Raw genomic sequence first — 21,097 nt, 5'->3', positions numbered from 1 at the left:
TTAGAATATGATTATCAGAAGATTTTGGTACTGTGAAACACTTTTCGATAACTATATAACCCATAAAGAAAAGCAAAGACATTTAAAGTTAGTCCTTCGGCAATTACTAGATAAAAGATTTGACGACTAATTTTTTCGCGATCATAATAACCATCAATTTTTATTTTAAAGATTGCTACATAGCAATAAATTGAAGTGACTATCACTTGAATAATCACAATAATTAGAAACACTCATCAATACGGAAAGCTTTTAATTGCTCCAACATAAACAACCCCAATAACAAACAAGGCTGTTGAAACTAGAGTTACTACAATACTAGAAATTAAAGCAAACTTTGCATTTTCTCGAGAATTATATCTCATGCGACACCTTTTTTAAAACTACTAATTGATATGGTAATAAAGTCTGAGTGTCAAAAGTTTGATAATTATTGTAGACAACTTCAAAGTGATCTTCTGCATTTTTTAGTTCAGTTATTTTAGGAACTTTAGTTCAGTTTGTCAGAACTCAAATTTCTTCGTTTTGATAAATTCGTTTGTAAGCGTAATCTAAACTCTCAAAAAATTCAATTGTTCCTTCATACAAAGGCTTCAAAGTTTTACGCAAGTTTATTAATTTTTTATAGTGATTTAAAATTGAATCTGGATTGCTAATTTGATTTTCAACATTAATTGTTAAAAAGTTTTGATTAACATACTGATGACATTGATCACTTTCTGTAAATCCAGCAAATCTTTGTTGATTTCATTGCATTACACTTCTAGCATTATCACGAGCCTTCGAATTTAAGATTTTTAAAACGTCTGCTGAAGAATGATTATCTAATAATTCTGGAATATGACCAGTAGATTCAACATCAACAAATTTTTCAAGGTCATCTAAATCAAGATTAGTCATACCGATTTCTTCTCCTTGATATAAAAATGGTACACCTCTCATTAGAGCTGTAAATCCAAAAATTGCAGTCGCACTTTCTTTTCAAAAATTTGCAGAATCACCAAAGCGACTCACCGCTCTTGGTTGATCATGGTTATTCATAAATAATGCCAATTCTGCATCTTGTTGCTGATAATATTCTTGTCACTCTTTAAGTAACTTTCAAAATATATTTAGGTCGGGTTGAGCATAAGTTCACTTGTTGTTATTCACATAATCTACTTTAAGATGTAAAAAAGTAAATACTGAATCTAATTGTTGGTTATGCTTTTTAGCATACTTAGCAGACTTTTCTTTTGTTGTTGAAGATACTTCTCCAACTGTAAAACAGTCTTCAACTTTACTGAAAACCTCTTGATTCATTAGTTTGAAGTATTGTTCAATATTAGCTCCATCAGTGTAAAATCTTCGACCATCACCTAAATTATCATCTTCAAAAATTGTTGGTTTATCATATAGATTACAGACATCCAACCTAAATCCCTTAATTCCCTTATTTTTTCAAAATTGAAGTACGTTTATCAATTCTTGTCTCAATTCATGATTTTGTCAGTTTAAGTCAGGTTGTTCTTTTGCAAATAAATGTAAATAATACTTATTTAGTTGAGGAACAAACTCTCAGGTGCTTCCACCCATTTTACTTTTTCAGTTAGTCGGTACGCCACCATTAACAGGGTCTTTAAATATATAAAAACCTATATACTTTGGATCCCCTTGTAAGGCTTTTTGAAATCATTCATGTTGATCCGAGGTATGATTAAAAACAACATCAGTTACAATCGAAATTTTTAAATCTGCAGCTTTTTTAATTAGTTGCTCTAAATCTTTTAATGAACCAAACTCTGGATTAACTTCATAGTAATTTGCAACATCATATCCGCTATCTTTAAACGGTGATTTATAAAAAGGTGAAAGTCAAATTCTTGTTACCCCTAAATCTTTTAAATAAGTTAGTTTTTCAATAACTCCTTGAAAGTTTCCTTTTCCTGTTTTTAATCCATCTTTAAAAGTAGGTATAAAGACTTCATATACTAGTTCATTTTTCACGTTCTTTCTCCTTATTTTATTCTTAACTATTCTATTTTAGTAATTCAGCAGCTTTCATTTCAATGTTAAATTTTTTGAAGTAGTTAACTTTTGAAAATAACATTGTTAATGATATTGATAAGGCAGTAGTTACAAGCATAGCAATCATAAATCATGTATATCCTGTTCCAGCTCATGTATTAACTCCAGAAATTTGTGATTCAGCCTGAACATTTAAAATTCCTAATCAAGCTCCATTTCCTGAATTATAGGCACTAGTACCAGAAATTACAGCTATTTCTAATCCTACTCCAGTCGCAATTGAAGCAGCTACAAATGGATACATATGTTTTAGATTTACTCCATACATTGCTGGTTCTGTTACACCTAAATAGGCAGACACAATTGATGGAATTCCTACGTCTTTAGTTCTTGGGTCTTTACGGTTAACTAAGATTCAACCAATAACAGCTCCTCCTTGTGCAATTGCTTGAGCACAAGTTCCAATAAATAGGAAGTTTCCTCCATTTTGAGCAGTATCTTGAATAAAGATCGCATTAAATAAATGATGAACTCCTGTTAGAACAATTGGGGCATACGCAAACCCTACAATAAATCCTGAAAAATATTTGGCAATCGGATTAGTAAATGATCATGAAACGGCATATCCTATTGCTGATGCAATTACAAATCCAATAGGTCCAACAATAAACATTGCAATTATAAATGTTGGCAAGATTGTTACCAATGGTACTGATATTTGACTAATGTATCCTGGTGATACTCGTTTAATTCATTTATTAATATGGGCTCCCACAATCCCAATTGCAAATGCTGGAATAACTTGAGCAGTATACTGAATTTTTCAAGGATACTTCATAAATCCTCAATCAAAAGCAGCATCTTTTCCTTGTTGTTGAAGTTCTTTGATAATATCTCAAATTCAAATTGGAGAATCTTTGCCTGTTCCTCCGATAACTTCATAAGTATTAATTAGTGGTGGCACCATCAAACAAAGCCCAACAACAATTCCTAAAACTTGATCTGCTTCCATTTTTCTAAAAATACTTCAACAAATGTGAACTGGTAATCATCAGAAACATACTTGCGCAGGGATTCATAAAAAGTCGTTTAACCCTACTCAAAATTGGCCTTGTTCAATGATTTTTCAACCATTGAAATCAGCTTCCAGAACATTTCTAAAACCTAAAATAATTCCTCCGGCAACTAAAACAGGCACAATTGGAATAAACACTTCTCCTAAAAAGTTTAATCCTCGAACAAATAAATTTCCTTTTTCATTAGCAGCTATTGCTTTGCTTTGTTCTTTTGAAACACTTTGAACTCCAGAAATTTTCACAAATTCTTTAAAATAATTTTCAACATCAGTTCCAATGATAATCTGGAATTGTCCTGAAGATTTAAATGTACCTTTTACGCTGGGCATTTTTTCAACATCAGCTTTTTTAATTAAAGTTTCATCTTTAATAACCAATCGTAGTCTAGTTAAACAATGCGCAACGGAAATAATATTGTCAGAACCACCCAAAAGCTCTAACATTTCTTGAGATCAAGCTGTTAAATCTACTTTAACCGCTTTAATCTTTTCTTGCTTATTTTTCTTTTGCATATTTTCCTTTCCATTGGAAACGTTTCCAATACACCTAAATTATACAAAAAAAAAGAAATTATTAAATAATTTCAAAGTTTTTTTTATAAATAAACTCAATATCTAACAATTTCTTAGCAATTTGACAGCCAATTAAAAAGTAATCAATAAATACTAAATACTCAGGTTTGACTAGTGCATTTGTTTTACCCATTCTTCCAATGTCTGTCAATATAACTTGTTCTCTGATACCCTTTTTAGTTAAAAAGTCATTAACTGTTAATGCGATTGTATGAGTTCCACACACAAAAATATCAAACCTTTGATCTTGTAAACAATTTGCGAATTCAGTTCTTATAATTTCAATTGTATTTTTAGAAACTTCTAGAAAGGTAGCCCTGTTGTTTGTAAGATTTTCTTTAAATCCTTGTTTACGCAATTTTCCTGTCGTCACATCACTTTCTGGTAATCCAATATATAAAATGTTTTTGTCTTGATAGTTCTTAGAAACTTTTAATGCCAATCGTTTGAACATTTCATAATCTTCAATTTCATAAGTCTCAACATCAGCAATTTTTTTGTTATAAGTGACTAACTTTGTTGTTTTGATCTTTGCAATTCGGTTTTCAAGTTCAACGCTTGTATCTTTTGGAAGCAATAAAATCACCGCATAAGGATTTCGAGAAATTAAATAATCCAAATCTTTTTGATATTGCTCACTATCATCTGATGAAATAAATACAAAGAAATTAACATCTTTTAATTCAAAGTAACTTTTTACCCCATTGACGATTTCCATATTAGCTGTTTCGTCATTATTAAATGGCAACATTAAATAAACATCTCTAACTTTTTTTCTAATTGATGCTGCTGCATAGTTTGGAACATAATCAATCTTTTTTAAGACTTCATCAATCTTTTTTCGTGAAGCTGCTGAGATATTATAATTATTAAAATATCTTGATACTGTTCCTACTCCAAGTCCTGAAAATTCAGCAATATCATGATAGGTAATTTTACTTTTGTCGATTGACTTAGCCATTGAAAACTCTCCCTTGCTTTTTATTTCTTACCTTTAATTATAAAGTGAAATTTTGTCAGCCTAAATGTAAATTACTTTATATCATTTCATTCTCGAAACAAAGTAACTAATTGGTAATTTTAGTGTTTGGAAACCTACTAGCTTTTTATAGGTCTTATCCTCAATAAATAATAACTTAAAGTATTTTGCTACTAATATTTTATTTGTACTTTGTTACTCTTTTATAAGTTTGTTATATTGGCTACGTAGACTTTTATCCTTAACTTTTACGTTTTCATAGTTGTTTATTAATGACTCAACTGAATTGAAAAATTTCTCCATCTGTTCATCATAGTTATCTAAATACTTAATTGTCTTATCAAGCATTTGAATCTTTTTGTCTGCTTGGGCAATATTATCAAATAATTCCATGTACTTATCAACAGACTGTAAAATTGCAACTAGCGTGCTTGGTCCTGCAATGATAACTTTATTCTTAAAGGCAAAATCTATCAAATCTGAATTTGCATTAATAAATGAAAAAACTCCTTCACTTGGAACAAACATTATCGCATACACAGTATTATCTTCTTCACTTACATATTTACTTGTTTCAGTTATTCTTTTTTTAACATCAGCAATAAATTGTTTGACTTTTTCATTATATCCATTTGTATTTTCTTCATGATCAAATAATTCCTTAAAGGCATTAAAGGGAAACTTTGCATCAACAGGAATATTTCTAAATTTTACTCCATCTCCTTTAATGAATAAATCGACAATTAACTTTTTGTCATCTACTTTTTTATTTAAAGTATATTGGCGCTCAAATAAGAGATTAGTGTTTTTATTAATACCACTAAAATTTTCAAAAAGTCTTTCTAATAAATACTCTCCAGACTTACCAGCTTTATTATTTTGACTTAGTAAATTGTCTAATTTCATTACTCTATCTTTGACATCAGCTATTGGTGCTGATTGCTCTTTGACTTGTCCCAATAACATTCGCACTTCTTTTGAAGATAAATCTAACTTATCTTGAGTACTTTTGTTTTGTTCCAAAATTCACTTTTTAACTTCGGTTTCTACTGAATTTAATCCCTGAGAGTTGTTTAATAAACTTTTTGCAATGTCTTCTTTTAAACCTCTTTCGAATGTAGATAACTTTTCGTTACTCGTATTATTTAAGGAATTGATATATTCTTTTAACTCACTAGAAGTCTTAGTATTAAGTTCTGATAATTTAGCTTGTAATATTTCAAAATCCTTTTTTTCAATTCCTCCTTCTCCATATACTTTTCCATTGCCCTTCTTAAACACCATAAACACTAATAAAATTCCCACACAAGCAACTAGCAAAATAATAATAGTAATTAATAAAACTTTTTCCATTTCAACCTCGATTTCATAATATATTTTAATATATCTTATTCATCATTCCTATTTCAAATACATATTTTGAAAATTTATCGTAGTTTGAATTTATATTCGTAAAATGAATACAACTAACATTCAAAAAAATTGCTTTTTGAAAGTTCTTTTTGAATAATTACTTGAGGAGGACAATATGAAAATAGAAGCTAAAAATCTAACAAAAATGTTTAATAAAACAGCAGGGATAAGAAATATTAATCTAACAATTTATAATCAGCAAAAGCTTGGCATATTAGGTCCCAATGGTGCTGGCAAAACTACTCTAATTAATCTTATTTTAGGTTTTTTGGTACCTGATAAGGGCGAAGTTTTATTGAACAATTCTTCTAATCAAGATGTTCATTTCAATTTAAATAACGTGGGTTATATATCCACTGAAAATAATTTGCCAGATTGAATGTCAGTCAAGGACTTTATTTGAATTTGTAGGCAGCTTAACAAGAATCAAGAAAATAATTTGGCTGAACTATCTACTATTTTTGAATTTGATTTGAATCAAAAAACTAAAATAGCTAAATTATCGACTGGGATGAAGCAAAAACTTAAAATTTGTATTGCATTAGGTTTTGAAAAAGATTGCTACATTTTTGATGAGCCAACTAATGGATTGGATCCTTTAATGCAAATTGTTTTCTTAAACTATGTCAAGCAAAAATTGCAAAATAAAACAGTTATATATTGTACTCATCTGGTGGAACAAATTTCCGAGATTTGTGATTCTGTAGTAATCATTAAAGATAACTCCATTTTGCTGCAAAGAAGTATAGATTCATCCACTAATTTAAAAAAAGTATATGCTGACATCTTTAGAAAGGAACCGCTGAAAAATGATGCTATCTAGATTAAATTTTTTAATTGCTTTTAAGATTGCTTGAAAAAGGCATTGACTGCTCTATATTATTATTACGTGTCTTAGTTCATTTTACTTAGTTGTTTGTATATTATCTAATGGATTTATACAGGAAAACGAAACAGCAGAGGCGAAGGAAGCGTCGATTGATATTTCAGTCTCCCTATTCCTAATCTTGTGACTTTTTCTTTTCTTTGAAACTTCATTTATGATAAATAGACTTTTTATAAAAGAGATAAGAAAAAAAAGAGCCCAAATTATGCTTTTATCTTCTTTGACAAAAAGAAGCCTGTACTTGGGGAATATCTACTTTTTAATGTCCTACATTTTTTCTCGAATGCTATTATTTTTTGTAATTGTCGTTACTACATATGCTTTCAAAACATTTTTGGTAAAAGAATTAATACTCCTTATTTTCAACATTTTGATTAATTCATTTTTTATAGCCACATTTATTACATGATTTTTTTTGTGATCTATAAACGCATTTTCATTTCAGTATTTAATAATGAATATTTTGGGTGGTAGTTTAATTTTTATAAGTAATATGGGTACAGCTACTCTCCCAATAACCAGCTCTTCAGGTCTTTTTTTAACAATTTTACGATACTTTCCTTTCATTGGAGTAACATCACCGTACTGAATTATCACAAATCAGTGACAACAATATTTGAATATTCCTTTTTCCATTTTGGGATCTATATTCTTCATCTTCTTGGGATTAAAAGAGTACCAAGAAATCGACTACTAAGGCCATTATAGAACTAAAAAACATCTCATTTTTTGAAGAGATGTTCTGCATATATACTAAAATGTTTCAAAACCACATAATTGTTAGTTTTAATCTTTGGTTTATCTTATTTCAAGTGTTTCCTAAGTATTTATGACATATCTAAGCTACTTATCATCGGGATTGGCTTTCATTTATTAATGTTTGCTAAATAATTGAAACCAATTCCCAAAAGATAAGGAACAACAATCAGAGCAATTGTTCCAGGAATTACGAGATACATTGGCTTAGTATAAGGATCAATTTGATCATATGGAAATGGCGTAAAGGCATTATCAATATTATCAATAAACGTATGAATCATTACACAACGAATTGTTACAAAGATAACATAAATAGTTGGAATTATCATTGTTTTTAAACCATTCTTAACAGAATAGTCTTTAATATTTCTACGCTCAGTTTTTTGCAAAAAATAAAACAAAAACAAAATTGGTGGGGCGATAAAATGCTCTAAAACTGACTTTAATATTTTATACCAAGTATTAAATCCAACAATGTTGTCCATAGAAGCAATCATTCCCGACATATAAACTATAAAGACTATAAAGTTAAATACTGCTACCATTGTAAAAGTATCTCGTGATTTAACTCAGTTTGGCATTTTATGGTTAAAGTATTCAATTGACATACAAATCCCTCAAACTGATGTTATAAGTGCTGATCAAACAGAAAAGTAAATAATCTGATTTATAATCGAAAAGTCAAAATTATTAACCATATTACCATACTCAGAATCTGGTAAAATTGTAGACAAAAATAAGTCTAAAGTTACACAAAAAAGCGGCACTATTGCAAAAAATAAGTACAAACTTATAGTAACCTTTTCTTTCATAAAATTTTTCATTCTTTTATTCTCAACTTTCATAGATTCAATTTTACTCCGACAAAAAAAAAAAAAAAAGATAAGTTTGCAAATTTTTGCAAACTTATCTTGATTTTTTTGCTCTTGTTGATATTTATTATGAAAATTATTTAGGAGGTGGTTTTAATACAAGTATTAAAACATAATTCAAAGATCTGGAATGTAATCAAATAAACTGAAAAACTAACTGATTAAGTTTTGTAATTTCCACATCAATAGGAAGACTTCTACTACTTTATATTTTGACTAATATCTCTTTAAGTTATGTAGATGCAAATTCCTAACTAGTTTTAAATATTTTTAAAAGTTCTTATGTTTTTTTAGTTTTTAATATTGTTGTTAACTCTTTATTGATTGCAAGTTTTTTGTAGTTGTTTGCTTAGTCACCATCAACTCTTTTTTAACTGAATTGTAACTTTTATTGTACTGGGTGTCATTTTAGTATCCTTAAGATTTTCAAGTGGTCTAAGTTCTGAAAAAATTACTCAATTACCGTTAGGAACTAAATTTATTCTTTATTCACTTTTTTTCTGGGTTAGCTTCACCATACTGAATTATCAATAATCAATGACAACAGTTCTTGAACATCCCACTATCTATTTCAGGAATTTTGATATCCAACTTTGTATGTTTAAAGTTGATCCAAAGAGTTAAATTTTAAGTTAAAGTTTGGAAATATTTAATTATTCTAAAGAGAGCATCATATTACTAAATGATTGATAAAAAAATATGCTAATAAAAGCATATTTTTTTGTTAATTGTTGATTCTACTTTATTCTACAAAGAAGGTTTTACTATTTTAAGAATTTGCAAATAGTATGTGTTCTAGTTATTTTTTTTAAAATCTTTTGAACTAGTCTTTTTTATTCAAATCTAAAGTGTGCTCACGGTTTAACATAATCTAAAAGCATTAGTTCACTTTGATCAATTTTTCCTACTAGATTATACTCATTATTATCAACTTTAAAATTATCAATAAGAATTATATGTAACTCTCCTTTATAGCTATTTCCATTTTTATTAACAACTATAACATCTCCACGATTAAAAGTTTCGGGCCCTTTTTTACTTAAAATTTCTAGGTCTTTATAAATGACTCTTGTCATTGTTGAACGAATAAATGCTTCAGTAATATCCCCTCTTCGGAAATGTTTTTTTCATTTTAAAATTGTCATTTCCTCGTCAGTTATGTCTGGCTGTAACTGAATTTTCAAAGTAATCTCATCACGATTAACTTTCACTAACTCTTCTAGTTCAGTCTGAGTAGCAAAAGCATTCCCAAACAACACATTGTTAATTTCATTAGTATAAAACAAATATTTAGCCTGAGTTGAACAAGGTAAATAACGTAAAGCCTCAATTGTTACCAACTCATGATTAACCCCTGCTGGACCTTGATTTCCGAAGTGTGAACCAATAAATGCTGATGTTTCCAAATTTTTAGTCACATACTTTTTATTAGCTTCTCGGAAAAAGTCGAAAGGTAATCCAGTATGTTTCTGAGGATAAAAATTATGACATCCGTTAAGTCTAGTTAAAACCGGTTGATAATCCAAAACATTAGTAATTAAATGATCATTATTACTCATATTTAATTGAATATCAATTCCATACTCATTATGGGTTAAATCAGCTAATTCTTTTGGCAATGCTGGTGAATCAAATCTTACACAAGAAATTCCCATTTCATAAATTAATTTAAAATCATCAATCGGAATTTCTAGCATTTCTAATGAAGGATAATGAAAATCGGCAATGATATAAAAGTTTAATTCGTTGGCATATTTTATTGCTTGCTTTACAACTGCAATTTCAGCTTGTTGATGTTTTTGTAAATGAATAAAACTTACAAAAACCATTTCGTATCCCAAATCACGTGCAGTTTTCAAATACTTCAAAGTTTCTTCAAGTGGAGCCTTTTCTGGATAAATACTGATTCCTATTCTTTTTCTTTGCATTTTGTTCCCTTTCAATTATAAAAAGCACTAACGTGCTTTCCATACTAGTTATTAAACTTAATTTTTGTTGGCTTTCTTAGCTTTATGCTCATCTCATTTTGGTTTAAGCATTTGCGCTTTTAGCGCACGTTTTTTTTCTAAAGCTTGAGCTTTTTCATTGTAAATTTTTTGTTTTTCTAAAGCTTTATTCATTGATTCTTGCTTACGCATTTCTAATTTTTCCGCATCAGTCATACGTTTTTTTCAAAAGGCATTAATTTCCATTGCATCAGCAATAGCTAATTCTCCTTTATTTTTTAAACCTTCAACTTTACGATTTGTATCATAATTAAAACGATATTCCGGATCATTAAAGTATTTCATTTCCACGTCATATTGGTCAGGATTATTTAACTTTAATTTTTTGAAATATAATTTGTTGTCTAATAATACAAACGGCAAGTAAATCAACATATCTAATCCAAAGACAATAATTGCTGGAATTAAAGCTCGAATATCTAATGATGTAATTACTGCTGTTACAAATCAAGGTGCGGTTCATGGTGCAGCTACTGTTGAATAATTAACAAATCCTAGTACTGCTGGAGAAAAGATTCATCCAACCATTAAGTTTGCAATTGGTGCAAAAATAAATGGAATTGCATAAACTGGATTTAAGATAATTGGATATCCAAAAATTGCTGGTTCATTAATTTGAAATACTCCTGCTGGTGTCGCATATTTAGCAACTTCTTTTAACTCTTGACGTTTAGAAAATGCTAATGTCATAGTTAGTAACCCCAAAGTTGCCCCTGAACCTCCAACATACATATAAGCGTCAAAGAATGGTTTTGTAAATACTCCCATTGAACCTGTTGCTGCAGCAATTTCATAGCTTCCTGCTTGCGCAACAATTGCAGAGTTAATTCCTAACACCATTCAGAAGATTGGCTCAAAAATACCTGCCATTAAATTTGATCCGTGGATTCCAAAGAATCAGAAAATTCCTACGAATAACACAAAGACAATTGCTAATCCTAGTGCTCCATCTCCGGTAGCAAATGTAATAAATCAACTAGTTATAAATTGATAAATCGCTGCTCCCATTCCAAATTGTTGGTAAGTTAATTGAATTGCTTGTCAGCTTAATGACACAATTAACTGATCATTTACAAGAGTTAATTTAATGTTTGATGAGCTAGCAATTTGAACAATATTTCCAGCTGCATTTCCCAAACTTGTGCTTCCATTAACAATTGCAATAAATGATGCTACTACAGACTTGTCAGTTCCATTTAAACCTTCAATAAAGGCTTTAAAACTGTTGGCATCAATAGCTGATGCTTGTAATTTAGCTAGCAAGTCAGCATATTTTTCAAATTCTGGAATCGCAATGTTTGCATTTCTTATTGCTTCTAAAAGTTTATTAACATCATCTCCTGTAATTGTTTGAAATTTACCAGTTTGAACATATAAATCTTTTAAGACAATTGCTGGAGCAAATACGATAATATTAATTCCAGCAATTACAGCAAAAGTAATCACGACTGGTAAAAATACAGCAAACGATTTTCCAACTGCTGGTGGTACTCCATCAGGTAGCTTAATATTTAAAGCTCTAACAGACGATAATTTAATAAATAACTCAGTTGATATTAGTCCAAAAATTATCGCTGTAATCAATCCTTTAGCATCCATGAAGAAAGTGATTTCTCCCATTCCTGCTAAAATAAATGATGCTGTTGATACCATTCCGGCAATAATCGGATTTGAAAATCCACGACTAACTGCAATATAGTATCCAAACAGGAATGAAAATCAAATTGACATCATTCCTACTGTAACAGTACTAATTGACCCAAATGCAAATCCCATAATACGAGATGTTTGACCTCAACCAGTTTCTAAATTACCTATTAAATTTGAACCAATACTTTCTCATGACATATCGGGATTAACTGCTTTTGCAATTAAACCCAAAACAGAAACATATCCTGATCCAGCTCCACCAAAAATGATGGCATTAACTAATACTCCGATTGAACCGGCAATGATTAACGGTATCATGGTTCCAAATGAATCACGAATAGCACCCAAGTGTCTTTGGTTACCCATTTTACCAATTGAAGGAATTAACGACTCTTTAAATCATTCGTTAACCTTCTTGGTTCCGGTTTTCCCTCGGCTAGAGGGCATAAATTTTTCGGACATATTAATCTCCTTTCTTTTATATTTAAATTTTTAAATACTATTTAATTAATTTGTATAAATCAATAAATTCTTTTGCCATCAACATTATTGTTTGGGTTGATAGCAATTGATCTTCAGCATGCATGAATAAAACAGGAATTCTAAATTCTTTTCCATTAGCTTCAGCTGAAACAACATCCATGTGCGCCCTTTCAGCTAAAATCATGCTTTCTTCAGACTTTTCTAAGCATTTTTCAGCCTCAGCAAAGTTACTTTTTTTAGCCTCAAAAATTGCTTGCATTGCATGGCCTTTTGCTTCTCCCGCATATGCAATAATTTGAAAAGATATTTCTTCAAAGTTTATATCCATTTTATTCTCCTAACAGTCTTTGTGCCATTTTAATAGCATCAGCACCTTTTGCTAGTGCATAAATAGTTGAAGGAATCACTTCAACTGGTTTTTCGGTTAACGATTTTAAATCATTTAACACATAACTTACTTGAGGGCCAACCATAATAACATCTCATTGATCAATTTGTGGTTTGGCTTCTGCCATTCCCATTGCCTTAATTTCGTAATCCAACTCGTTTAAACTTGCGTAATCGTTCATTTTTTTAACTAACATACTAGTTGACATTCCCGCAGAACAAACTAACAATATTTTTTTCATATACTGGAAACCTCTCTCTAAATTTTGCATAGTAAATAATTTTTTCTACTACAATTACATTATAAAAGAAAATTTTCCAAAATTTTGGAAAATTTTCTTTTCGATAGGTTTTTGGTGCTTTTTAAGCAGTTTATGCCTAAAAAATGCTATAAATGATTAAAATATTTTTATTATTTATTTGCTTTTTGCTTTTGTCCTGATCATTTAGACTGCAAAGTCTGAGCTTTTTGCTCGCGCTTGTCTTGCAAAATTTGAGCTTTCTGATTATAGCGTTGTTGTTTAGCTAAAGCTTTCTCCATAATTTCTTTGGTACGAATTTCCAATTTCTTAACATCGGTCATACGTTTTTTTCAAAACTCGTTAAGCTCCATGGCATCTGCAATTGCCAAATCACCTTTATTTTTTAAGGCTGCTACTTTACGGTTTGTATCATAATTAAAACGATATTCTGGATCATTGAAATATTTCATTTCGTTTTCATATTGTTGAGGATTATTAAGCTTTAGTTTTTTGAAATATAACTTATTGTCTAATAACACAAATGGTAGATAAATTAGCATATCCATTCCAAACACAATAATTGCTGGAATTAGTGCTCGAATATCTAATGATGTAATTACGGCAGTTAAGAATCAAGGTGTTGTTCATGGCGCAGCTACGGTTGAATAATTAACAAATCCTAGTACTGCTGGAGAAAAGATTCATCCAACCATTAAGTTTGCAATTGGTGCAAAAATAAATGGAATTGCATAAACTGGATTTAAAATAATTGGATATCCAAAAATTGCTGGTTCATTAATTTGGAATACTCCCGCTGGTGTGGCATATTTAGCAACTTCTTTAAGTTCTTGACGTTTAGAAAATACTAAAGTCATTGTCAATAATCCTAAAGTTGACCCAGACCCTCCAACATACATATAAGCATCAAAGAACGGTTTTGTGAATACTCCCATTGACCCTGTTGCAGCAGCAACTTCATAACTTCCTGTTTCGGCAATGATTGCCATATTAATTCCTAACACCATTAAGAATATTGGTTCAAAAACTCCTGCCATTAAGTTTGATCCATGAATTCCAAAGAATCAGAAAATTCCTACGAATAGCACAAAGACAATTGCTAATCCTAGTGCTCCATCTCCTGTGGCAAAGCTGATAAATCAACTTGAGACGAATTTGTAGATCGCTGCCCCCATTCCAAATTGTTGGTAAGTTAACGAAATTGCTTGTCAACTTAATGAGACAATCAACTGATCATTTACAAGAGTTAATTTAATATTTGATGAATCAGCAATTTGTACAATGTTTCCAGCATTATTTCCTAAGCTTGTGGTTCCATTAATGATTGCAATAAATGAAGCAACTACTGACTTATCACTAGCAGATAACCCTTCAACAAAGCCTTTAAATGTTTGGTTATCAATAGCAGCTGCTTGTAATTTTGCTAATAAGTCTCCATAATTTTCAAATCCTGGAAGACCTATATTTGCTTCTCTTATTGCTGCAAGCAATTTATTAACTTCGTCTCCGGTAATTGATTGATATTTTCCTACTGATACATATAAATCTTTTAAGACGATTGCTGGGGCAAATACGATAATGTTAATTCCAGCAATTACAGCAAAAGTAATCACGACTGGTAAAAATACTGCAAATGATTTTCCAACTGCTGGGGGTACTCCATCAGGGAGTTTTAGATTTAAGGCTCTTACTGACGATAATTTAATAAATAGTTCAGTTGCCAACAACCCAAAAATTATCGCTACAATTAAACCTTTTGCATCCATGAAGAAAGTAACTTCTCCCATTCCAATTAAAATAAATGATCCTGTTGATATCATTCCAGCAATAATTGGATTTGAAAAGCCACGACTAACTGCGATATAGTATCCAAACAAGAATGAAAATCAGATTGACATCATTCCCATAGTTACAGTACTGATTGACCCAAATGCAAATCCCATAATGCGAGATGTTTGACCTCAACCAGTATCCAAGTTACCAATCAAATCTGAACCAACTTTTGCTCATGACATGTCTCCATTGAATGCTTTTGCAATTAACCCCAAAACAGAAACATATCCTGATCCAGCTCCACCAAAAATAATGGCGTTAACTAAAATTCCAATTGAACCAGCAATGATTAAGGGAATCATGGTTCCAAAGGCATCACGAATGGCCCCTAAGTGTCGTTGGTTACCCATTTTAGTAACTGCAGGAATAACTGCTTTTTTAAACCATGACTGAGCTTCTTTGTTTGCTCTTGGATGACTATTATTCGGTGTAACAGTTTTCGACATATTTTCTCCTTTCTTTTATTTGACGTAATTTCTGATTTATCTATTCTTTTAAATTAAGATTTAAAATCTTTGCTTTAGTTCTCTCAAAATTGGCATAGTAACTTCTTACTACACTATTTTTATATAAAAAATATTTTCAAAAATCAAAGTTTGGAGTTTGTCAAATTTTGTTGTAATATAAAAGAATAGGAGCAGCGAGAAATATACGATGAACTCAATTATTTATTTTGCCTTTATACCTGTTGTTTGTTTTATAGTGACCTTCTTTGTTATTGAAATCTTGGAACGTTACTTTCATAAATATGTAACATACAAAAATTGAATTTATGTTTTTGGTTCAATTATTTGCTCAGTTGTAATGATTATTTTTGTAATTTTAGGAGTTATTTTATAACAAAAAAAGTTTAACCACGATAAGGTTAAACTTTTTTATTTGTCATATTGAATTTACTAATAAGCTTCTTTTGAGTACTTCAACATTCTCGCAATTGTTTTGTTAGCTTTTTCTACTTGTAAGGGACTTAAAAGACCTAAATCAATTTCTGCTTGCTTGCATTGAACTTGAAATGCAATCACTTGACGTTTGGTATACAAGTTACGAATATGTTTTTCAAAATATCCTAAAATTGAGACCATTCCCGTTGAAATATCAGAATATCTAATTTTGGTTACTGTATTAGATTTGTTCGGTGTAAAAACTAATGTTTTAATAAACTCTTGATCTTTGGCATATCATTTAATTGCCATTTCTTCGTTTTCGACAAACTTTGTAATCTTAAATGGCAATTTATTAATTTTTCCACTTGCTCGATAAAAAGCTCCTGCTTGCAAATCTTCATAATTCAAATTAGGATGTAAATTATGAGTTGAATTAGTAATAATTGTTCGAAAAACTTCTTCAACTGGTGCTTTAATTTTTTTAGTTTTAATAATCTTATTGACACGAAGTCTTTCTTCAGTGACTGAAGTATAAACTTTTGTAGCAATTTTAGCGGCTTGCTCTGCAAAGTGTTTTTCAAGCTCTGCAACTTCTATTGGATCAGAAATAATTACCGGTTTTAATTCTTTTGCCATTTGACACCTTCTCTATTGTTAACTATTTAACTTTCTACTTATAATTTTATTACTTTTTATGCAAATCTCAATTTCTAAGTTCAGTTTGTAAACCATTTGTTAACTTTTCAAGATTAATTGATAGGTCAGTACCATCACTACTGATTACTTGTTTGTATCATACATAGCTAAGTTTAGGTTTGCGCTCACGAATTGGAGAATTAAAGTCAACCGACACTAGCCCATAATCTTTACGATATCCTCCTGAAGGAGAAAAAATATCACAATAAGTTCACATTGAATACCCAATAAAATCAACTCCGTTAGCCTTTGCTTGCAAAACAGCATGTAAATGCTCTTTTAAATATTCAATTCTTTCAACATCTAAAATCATTTCTTGTGATTTATCATCAAAAGCGCCCATCCCATTTTCGACAATCATTAATGGTTTTTGATAACGCTCAAATAAAACTTTAGCCCCCGGCTCTAACATTTGAGGATCAACTACTCATTTTCAATCTGTGTAGCGAACATTTGCTTTTGGATAAACAATTTTAAAATCCTTAACAAAGAATTCTTCAGATGGTTTAATTAACTCTTGTGAATCAATGACTTTATTAAAATCAGCAACATAGCAAGGACGATAATAATTTCATCCAATGAAATCTAAGGTATTGGCTTTTAAAAATTCTAAATCTGTTTGCGGGATTATCATTTCAATTTTATTATCAGTCAATCAATCCATAAATATTTGAGGATATGTTCCCTTCATGTTAGGGTCTAATCAAAAGTCCAAAAATCATTGGTTGTAAATTCTGCAAGCTTCAAGATCTTTGTTGTCAGTTTGGTCATAAGGAATCGCTGGAGTTCAATCATGATCAATTCCTAGCATTCCAGTTTTTGCAATAAATCCCTTTTCTTTAGCAATCTCAAATTCTTGTTTAGCAATTGCAGCTGCCATATTTAGGTTGTGAATTGCCTTAGCAAAAGCAGTTTTATCATTTCGAGCTGGTGGTAAATAATCTGACAAATAACCCTGTAATGTGAAAGTCGAGTTTTCATCATTAACATATCAAAGATCGGTAAACTTTCCTAAATGTTCAAATATGACTTGGCAGTAATTACGAAATCATTTTAAAATATCAGGATTTTCTCATCCGCCTTGAATTTGAGCTCAAAGCGGTGTATCTCAATGAAATATAATTGGAATTGGTTGGATACCATTATCGACCATAGTTTGAAACATGTCTACATGTCATTTGATTCCTTCTGGATTTATATAGCTTTCATTTTTGGGAAAAATACGTGTTCAATCCATATTATAGACAAACCCATTTAATCCTAGATTATTCATAATTTTGGCATCAGTCTTATATTTATGAAAAAAGTCTGCAGCAATTTCAATCGAATTAATTTCTCTAGCAGCTACATTGGCTGGTGGAATTACGAAGTTACGTTTAGTAAACTCATCTCAAATTGAATCAGTGCGACCCCCTAAATTTCTACCCCCTTCAATTTGAAAAGAATTTGTCGAGCAAGAAAAGATAAAGTCTCTTTGATTATTATTTGTTTTCATTTTTATATACCTCTTTTTAGTTTTTCTTTATATACTAATTATGATAGGAGTGTTTAATAAATGGACTTACCAATGATATTAGCATCAGTTGCCGGATTTTTCTTTGTTATTCCGTTTTTCGTTTGAGGAGTAGTTAGATTTGTCGACAAACAAAAACAACGTGTCTTATACTGAAAAAAACCACTTTTGATTTGAACCTTTTTAGGTTGTTTCTTAATTGGCTTAATATTAATTCTTTTGGCAATCTTTTTATAAAGGTTGCTTTTATTTTATTAAGCCTTCTTCAATTTCTATAACATTGTTATTTTCAATAATTTCTTTAAACCAATACCCAGACTTTTTAATTGTTCGTGTTTGAGTTTCTAAATCTAAACTTACAATTCCATAACGATTTTTGTAAGAATTAGCTCAACTTCAACAATCGACAAATGTTCATAACTGATAACCAAAACAATTGCTGCCCTGTTTGATTGCTTGATTCAATCAATACAAGTGTTCCTTAATAAAATCAATACGATAATTATCATTAATTTGACCATTAGAATCTTGGTAACGAAGTTCGTCTTCAACTCCCATTCCATTTTCAGAAACAATTCACGGAATATTATTGTAGTTATTTTTAATATTAATCCCAATTTCATAAAGTGTTTGGGGATGAATTTCTCAACCACGATAAGGATTAATACGACGTTCGGGTCATTGATAATTTTCAAACCATTTTGCAGGCATTATTGGATCATTATTATTCCAAGGAATAGTTCGAGCTTGAATTCGGCTTGGCTGATAATAGTTAACTCCTAAAAAGTCAATTCGGGCATCTTTAACAGCTTCAATTTCATCTGTTGTATAAAAAGGAAGGATATTTTCTTGTTTTAAAAGTTCAACTAGCTTATCAGGAAAAGTCCCAAGAACCATCGTATCCAAAAATGCTTTATTAAACAGTAAATCTCTAATTTCAGCAGCTTCAACATTTTCTGCTTGCTGGTCTTTGGGATAGGCTGGCGTTAAATTTAAGATCACCGTAATTTTCTTATTGGGATTATGTTTAAACATTTTATGAAAAAGGTTAACAGTTTTTGCATGAGCAACAATAGTATTAAAACCTGCTTGTATTCCTTTTTGAAAATCCACAATTTTTGGATAATACCATTGATATAAATAACAACCTTCGATTGGTACAACTGGTTCATTAAAAGTGGCCCAATAATCAACAATATCTCCAAAACACTCAAAGGCAATTTGGGCATATTTAACATATAAATCGACAACTTCTTTATTAGTTCATCCACCAATATTTTCTAACTCAATTGGCATGTCAAAATGATATAAATTAACAATAGTTTTGATATTTGCATCATGCAATTTTTGAAAATAAGCACGATAAAATTGGTATCCCTCTTGATCTATTTCTCCAGTCTTTATATTCTTTATTAAGCGTGTTCATTGAATTGAAGTTCGATAACTATTTAAATTTAATTCTTGCATTATTTTAATGTCGCTATTATAGTGATGATACATGTCGCTTGCAATTTCTGGGCCCATTTGATTATGAAAATCTTCAGGACTTTGTTGATATCAATAATCCATAATATTTAAATTGCTTTTGGCAAATATTCCTTCTGATTGAGGACCAGAAATCGCTGTACCTCATCAAAAATTTTTCTCAAATTGAATTTTCATAAGACTCCTTAAGTGTTTAAAAATATAATAATATTTTACATTTTTATTAAAATATTGGAATATTTTCCAAGAGTTTGTTTTTTGAATTCTTTTTGAAATATTTTTTAAAACAAATAATTTGGACAAAAAATAAAAATGAACCCTTTTAAAAGAAATGCACAGGCATCTTACTTGTACTTACTTTTTGGGTTCATTTTGCTATGTTTTTGTTTTTTATTATAAAAATATATTGTTGTCAAATATAAATATCTATGATAATTATTATATAAATTTTGGTTTATTTTCTATTTTTCAACCTTCAGTTAAATGATCAAAATTTTCATGATTTACATTATTTGAAAAAGTTCAGTTAGATAAATTTTGATTAAATATTGTTGCTCCAGCAAACATATAACTTATGTCAGTTACATTTGATACATCTCACTTGGAAATATCTCGATCAAAATATTTGGCTCCAGCAAACATATAACTCATGTTAGTTACCTTTGATACATCTCACATGGAAATATCTCCATTAAACTCTTCAGCTCCATGAAACATATGACTCATATTAGTTATATTTGATACATCTCAGTTTGCAATTATGGCTGTGAGACCACTAAAATCACCCGTATAACCCTCAAACATGCTTTCTAAGCTTGTAACTTCTGACGGCAACTTTAATTCTTCCGACATAATTCCAATGTTATGAGGCATTCTAGGAACTTGTACTTCTCCTTTATCATTTTTAAAAAATCCAATTTTTACAATCTGATAAATATCTTCTACTTCTGCTAAGTTTTTCGCAAAAGTAGTTCGTTCTTCTAACTGAAAATTTTTGTATATTGTTCGCTGATCTACAAAATCATCTTTGATAGCTTGCTCAATTCTAAAAGTGTTTGCTCCAACTAAGGTATGAGTTTCTTCGTTAATTGTTATTGTAACTGTTACATCAGTTGCAGACCCATCAATAGCAGTTGCAGCCAAACTATCAACTCCAGTAATTTTAATTGATGCTAATTTTTCATTAACAGCTTGTAAATTATCTAAATTTGAAATTGCTTTAACATTAGCGTTATTTTGAATTTCCTCAGTAGTAATTTTAGTTTTTGGTGCTTTAATTGCTCCAGTAATCACAAATGTTGAATCACCTTCTAAAATATGAGTTTCTTCGTTAATT

Annotated in this window: 19 protein-coding genes; 3 read left to right on the top strand and 16 right to left on the bottom strand. The window is 30.1% G+C overall.

The window, feature by feature from the left end; all coding sequences use genetic code 4:
- Nucleotides 1–11 precede the first annotated feature (11 nt).
- From L872_RS0100535 to rmuC, 5 genes are all read right to left on the bottom strand, one after another.
- On the bottom strand, nt 12–365 hold the full coding sequence (locus L872_RS0100535; protein ID WP_027062964.1) for a hypothetical protein: 354 nt from the start codon (nt 363–365) through the stop codon (nt 12–14).
- Nucleotides 355–1,986 (bottom strand): alpha-amylase family glycosyl hydrolase, encoded by a 1,632-nt coding sequence (locus L872_RS0100530; RefSeq protein WP_051418399.1) that lies wholly within the window; start codon nt 1,984–1,986, stop codon nt 355–357. Before L872_RS0100530 ends, L872_RS0100535 begins: the two co-directional genes overlap by 11 nt.
- Before the next feature lie 31 nt (nt 1,987–2,017).
- A complete protein-coding gene (locus L872_RS04425; protein ID WP_036268784.1) occupies nt 2,018–3,595 on the bottom strand; it encodes a PTS transporter subunit EIIC in 1,578 nt (525 codons plus the stop codon).
- 61 nt (nt 3,596–3,656) lie between these two features.
- Nucleotides 3,657–4,616 (bottom strand): LacI family DNA-binding transcriptional regulator, encoded by a 960-nt coding sequence (locus tag L872_RS0100520; RefSeq protein ID WP_027062962.1) that lies wholly within the window; start codon nt 4,614–4,616, stop codon nt 3,657–3,659.
- Nucleotides 4,617–4,829: 213 nt separating this feature from the next.
- Complete coding sequence (gene rmuC, locus L872_RS0100515) at nt 4,830–5,987, bottom strand: DNA recombination protein RmuC (RefSeq protein ID WP_027062961.1); 1,158 nt, start codon at nt 5,985–5,987, stop codon at nt 4,830–4,832.
- 175 nt (nt 5,988–6,162) lie between these two features.
- On the opposite strand from rmuC, the gene L872_RS0100510 reads away from it, so the two are divergent.
- The gene (locus L872_RS0100510) at nt 6,163–6,870 is read left to right on the top strand and encodes an ABC transporter ATP-binding protein (protein ID WP_027062960.1); all 708 of its coding nucleotides are present in this window, start codon (nt 6,163–6,165) and stop codon (nt 6,868–6,870) included.
- Nucleotides 6,871–7,200: 330 nt separating this feature from the next.
- Here L872_RS0100510 and L872_RS0100505 read toward each other — a convergent pair whose 3' ends face one another.
- From L872_RS0100505 to L872_RS04410, 7 genes are all read right to left on the bottom strand, one after another.
- Nucleotides 7,201–7,569 (bottom strand): hypothetical protein, encoded by a 369-nt coding sequence (locus L872_RS0100505; RefSeq protein WP_156923079.1) that lies wholly within the window; start codon nt 7,567–7,569, stop codon nt 7,201–7,203.
- Nucleotides 7,570–7,760: 191 nt separating this feature from the next.
- Nucleotides 7,761–8,504, bottom strand: a complete 744-nt coding sequence (locus tag L872_RS04420; RefSeq protein ID WP_169729884.1) for a hypothetical protein — start codon at nt 8,502–8,504, stop codon at nt 7,761–7,763.
- A gap of 893 nt (nt 8,505–9,397) precedes the next feature.
- Entirely contained in the window at nt 9,398–10,492 is a 1,095-nt protein-coding gene (locus L872_RS0100495) for a DUF871 domain-containing protein (protein WP_027062958.1), read from the bottom strand.
- 57 nt (nt 10,493–10,549) lie between these two features.
- The gene (locus tag L872_RS04415; RefSeq protein WP_051418397.1) at nt 10,550–12,682 is read right to left on the bottom strand and encodes a PTS sugar transporter subunit IIC; all 2,133 of its coding nucleotides are present in this window, start codon (nt 12,680–12,682) and stop codon (nt 10,550–10,552) included.
- 37 nt (nt 12,683–12,719) lie between these two features.
- Nucleotides 12,720–13,031, bottom strand: a complete 312-nt coding sequence (locus tag L872_RS0100485) for a PTS sugar transporter subunit IIA (RefSeq protein WP_027062957.1) — start codon at nt 13,029–13,031, stop codon at nt 12,720–12,722.
- Nucleotide 13,032: 1 nt separating this feature from the next.
- Nucleotides 13,033–13,332: a PTS sugar transporter subunit IIB gene (locus tag L872_RS0100480; RefSeq protein WP_027062956.1), complete on the bottom strand. Its 300-nt coding sequence runs from the start codon at nt 13,330–13,332 to the stop codon at nt 13,033–13,035.
- Between the two features lie 170 nt (nt 13,333–13,502).
- Nucleotides 13,503–15,629 (bottom strand): PTS sugar transporter subunit IIC, encoded by a 2,127-nt coding sequence (locus L872_RS04410; protein WP_051418396.1) that lies wholly within the window; start codon nt 15,627–15,629, stop codon nt 13,503–13,505.
- 208 nt (nt 15,630–15,837) lie between these two features.
- Here L872_RS04410 and L872_RS0100470 point away from each other — a divergent pair, with 208 nt between their 5' ends.
- Nucleotides 15,838–16,023: a hypothetical protein gene (locus L872_RS0100470; RefSeq protein ID WP_027062955.1), complete on the top strand. Its 186-nt coding sequence runs from the start codon at nt 15,838–15,840 to the stop codon at nt 16,021–16,023.
- A 56-nt stretch (nt 16,024–16,079) separates the two neighbouring features.
- On the opposite strand, the gene L872_RS0100465 is transcribed toward L872_RS0100470, so the two are convergent.
- Together L872_RS0100465 and L872_RS0100460 are read right to left on the bottom strand one after the other, a co-directional pair.
- Entirely contained in the window at nt 16,080–16,703 is a 624-nt protein-coding gene (locus tag L872_RS0100465) for a hypothetical protein (RefSeq protein ID WP_027062954.1), read from the bottom strand.
- A 49-nt stretch (nt 16,704–16,752) separates the two neighbouring features.
- Nucleotides 16,753–18,258: a glycoside hydrolase family 1 protein gene (locus L872_RS0100460; RefSeq protein WP_027062953.1), complete on the bottom strand. Its 1,506-nt coding sequence runs from the start codon at nt 18,256–18,258 to the stop codon at nt 16,753–16,755.
- Nucleotides 18,259–18,318: 60 nt separating this feature from the next.
- Here L872_RS0100460 and L872_RS0100455 point away from each other — a divergent pair, with 60 nt between their 5' ends.
- Entirely contained in the window at nt 18,319–18,513 is a 195-nt protein-coding gene (locus L872_RS0100455) for a hypothetical protein (RefSeq protein WP_027062952.1), read from the top strand.
- A gap of 9 nt (nt 18,514–18,522) precedes the next feature.
- Here the strand turns inward: L872_RS0100455 and L872_RS0100450 are convergent, their stop codons facing one another.
- Nucleotides 18,523–19,938, bottom strand: a complete 1,416-nt coding sequence (locus L872_RS0100450) for a glycoside hydrolase family 1 protein (protein WP_036268783.1) — start codon at nt 19,936–19,938, stop codon at nt 18,523–18,525.
- A 261-nt stretch (nt 19,939–20,199) separates the two neighbouring features.
- On the bottom strand, nt 20,200–21,097 hold an 898-nt coding region (locus L872_RS04860), incomplete at its 5' end, for a BspA family leucine-rich repeat surface protein (RefSeq protein WP_051418395.1).

It is taken from the genome of Mesoplasma seiffertii ATCC 49495, assembly GCF_000518725.1.
Taxonomy (GTDB): domain Bacteria; phylum Bacillota_I; class Bacilli_A; order Mycoplasmatales; family Mycoplasmataceae; genus Tullyiplasma; species Tullyiplasma seiffertii.
This window is presented reverse-complemented; position numbering and strand designations above follow the sequence as displayed.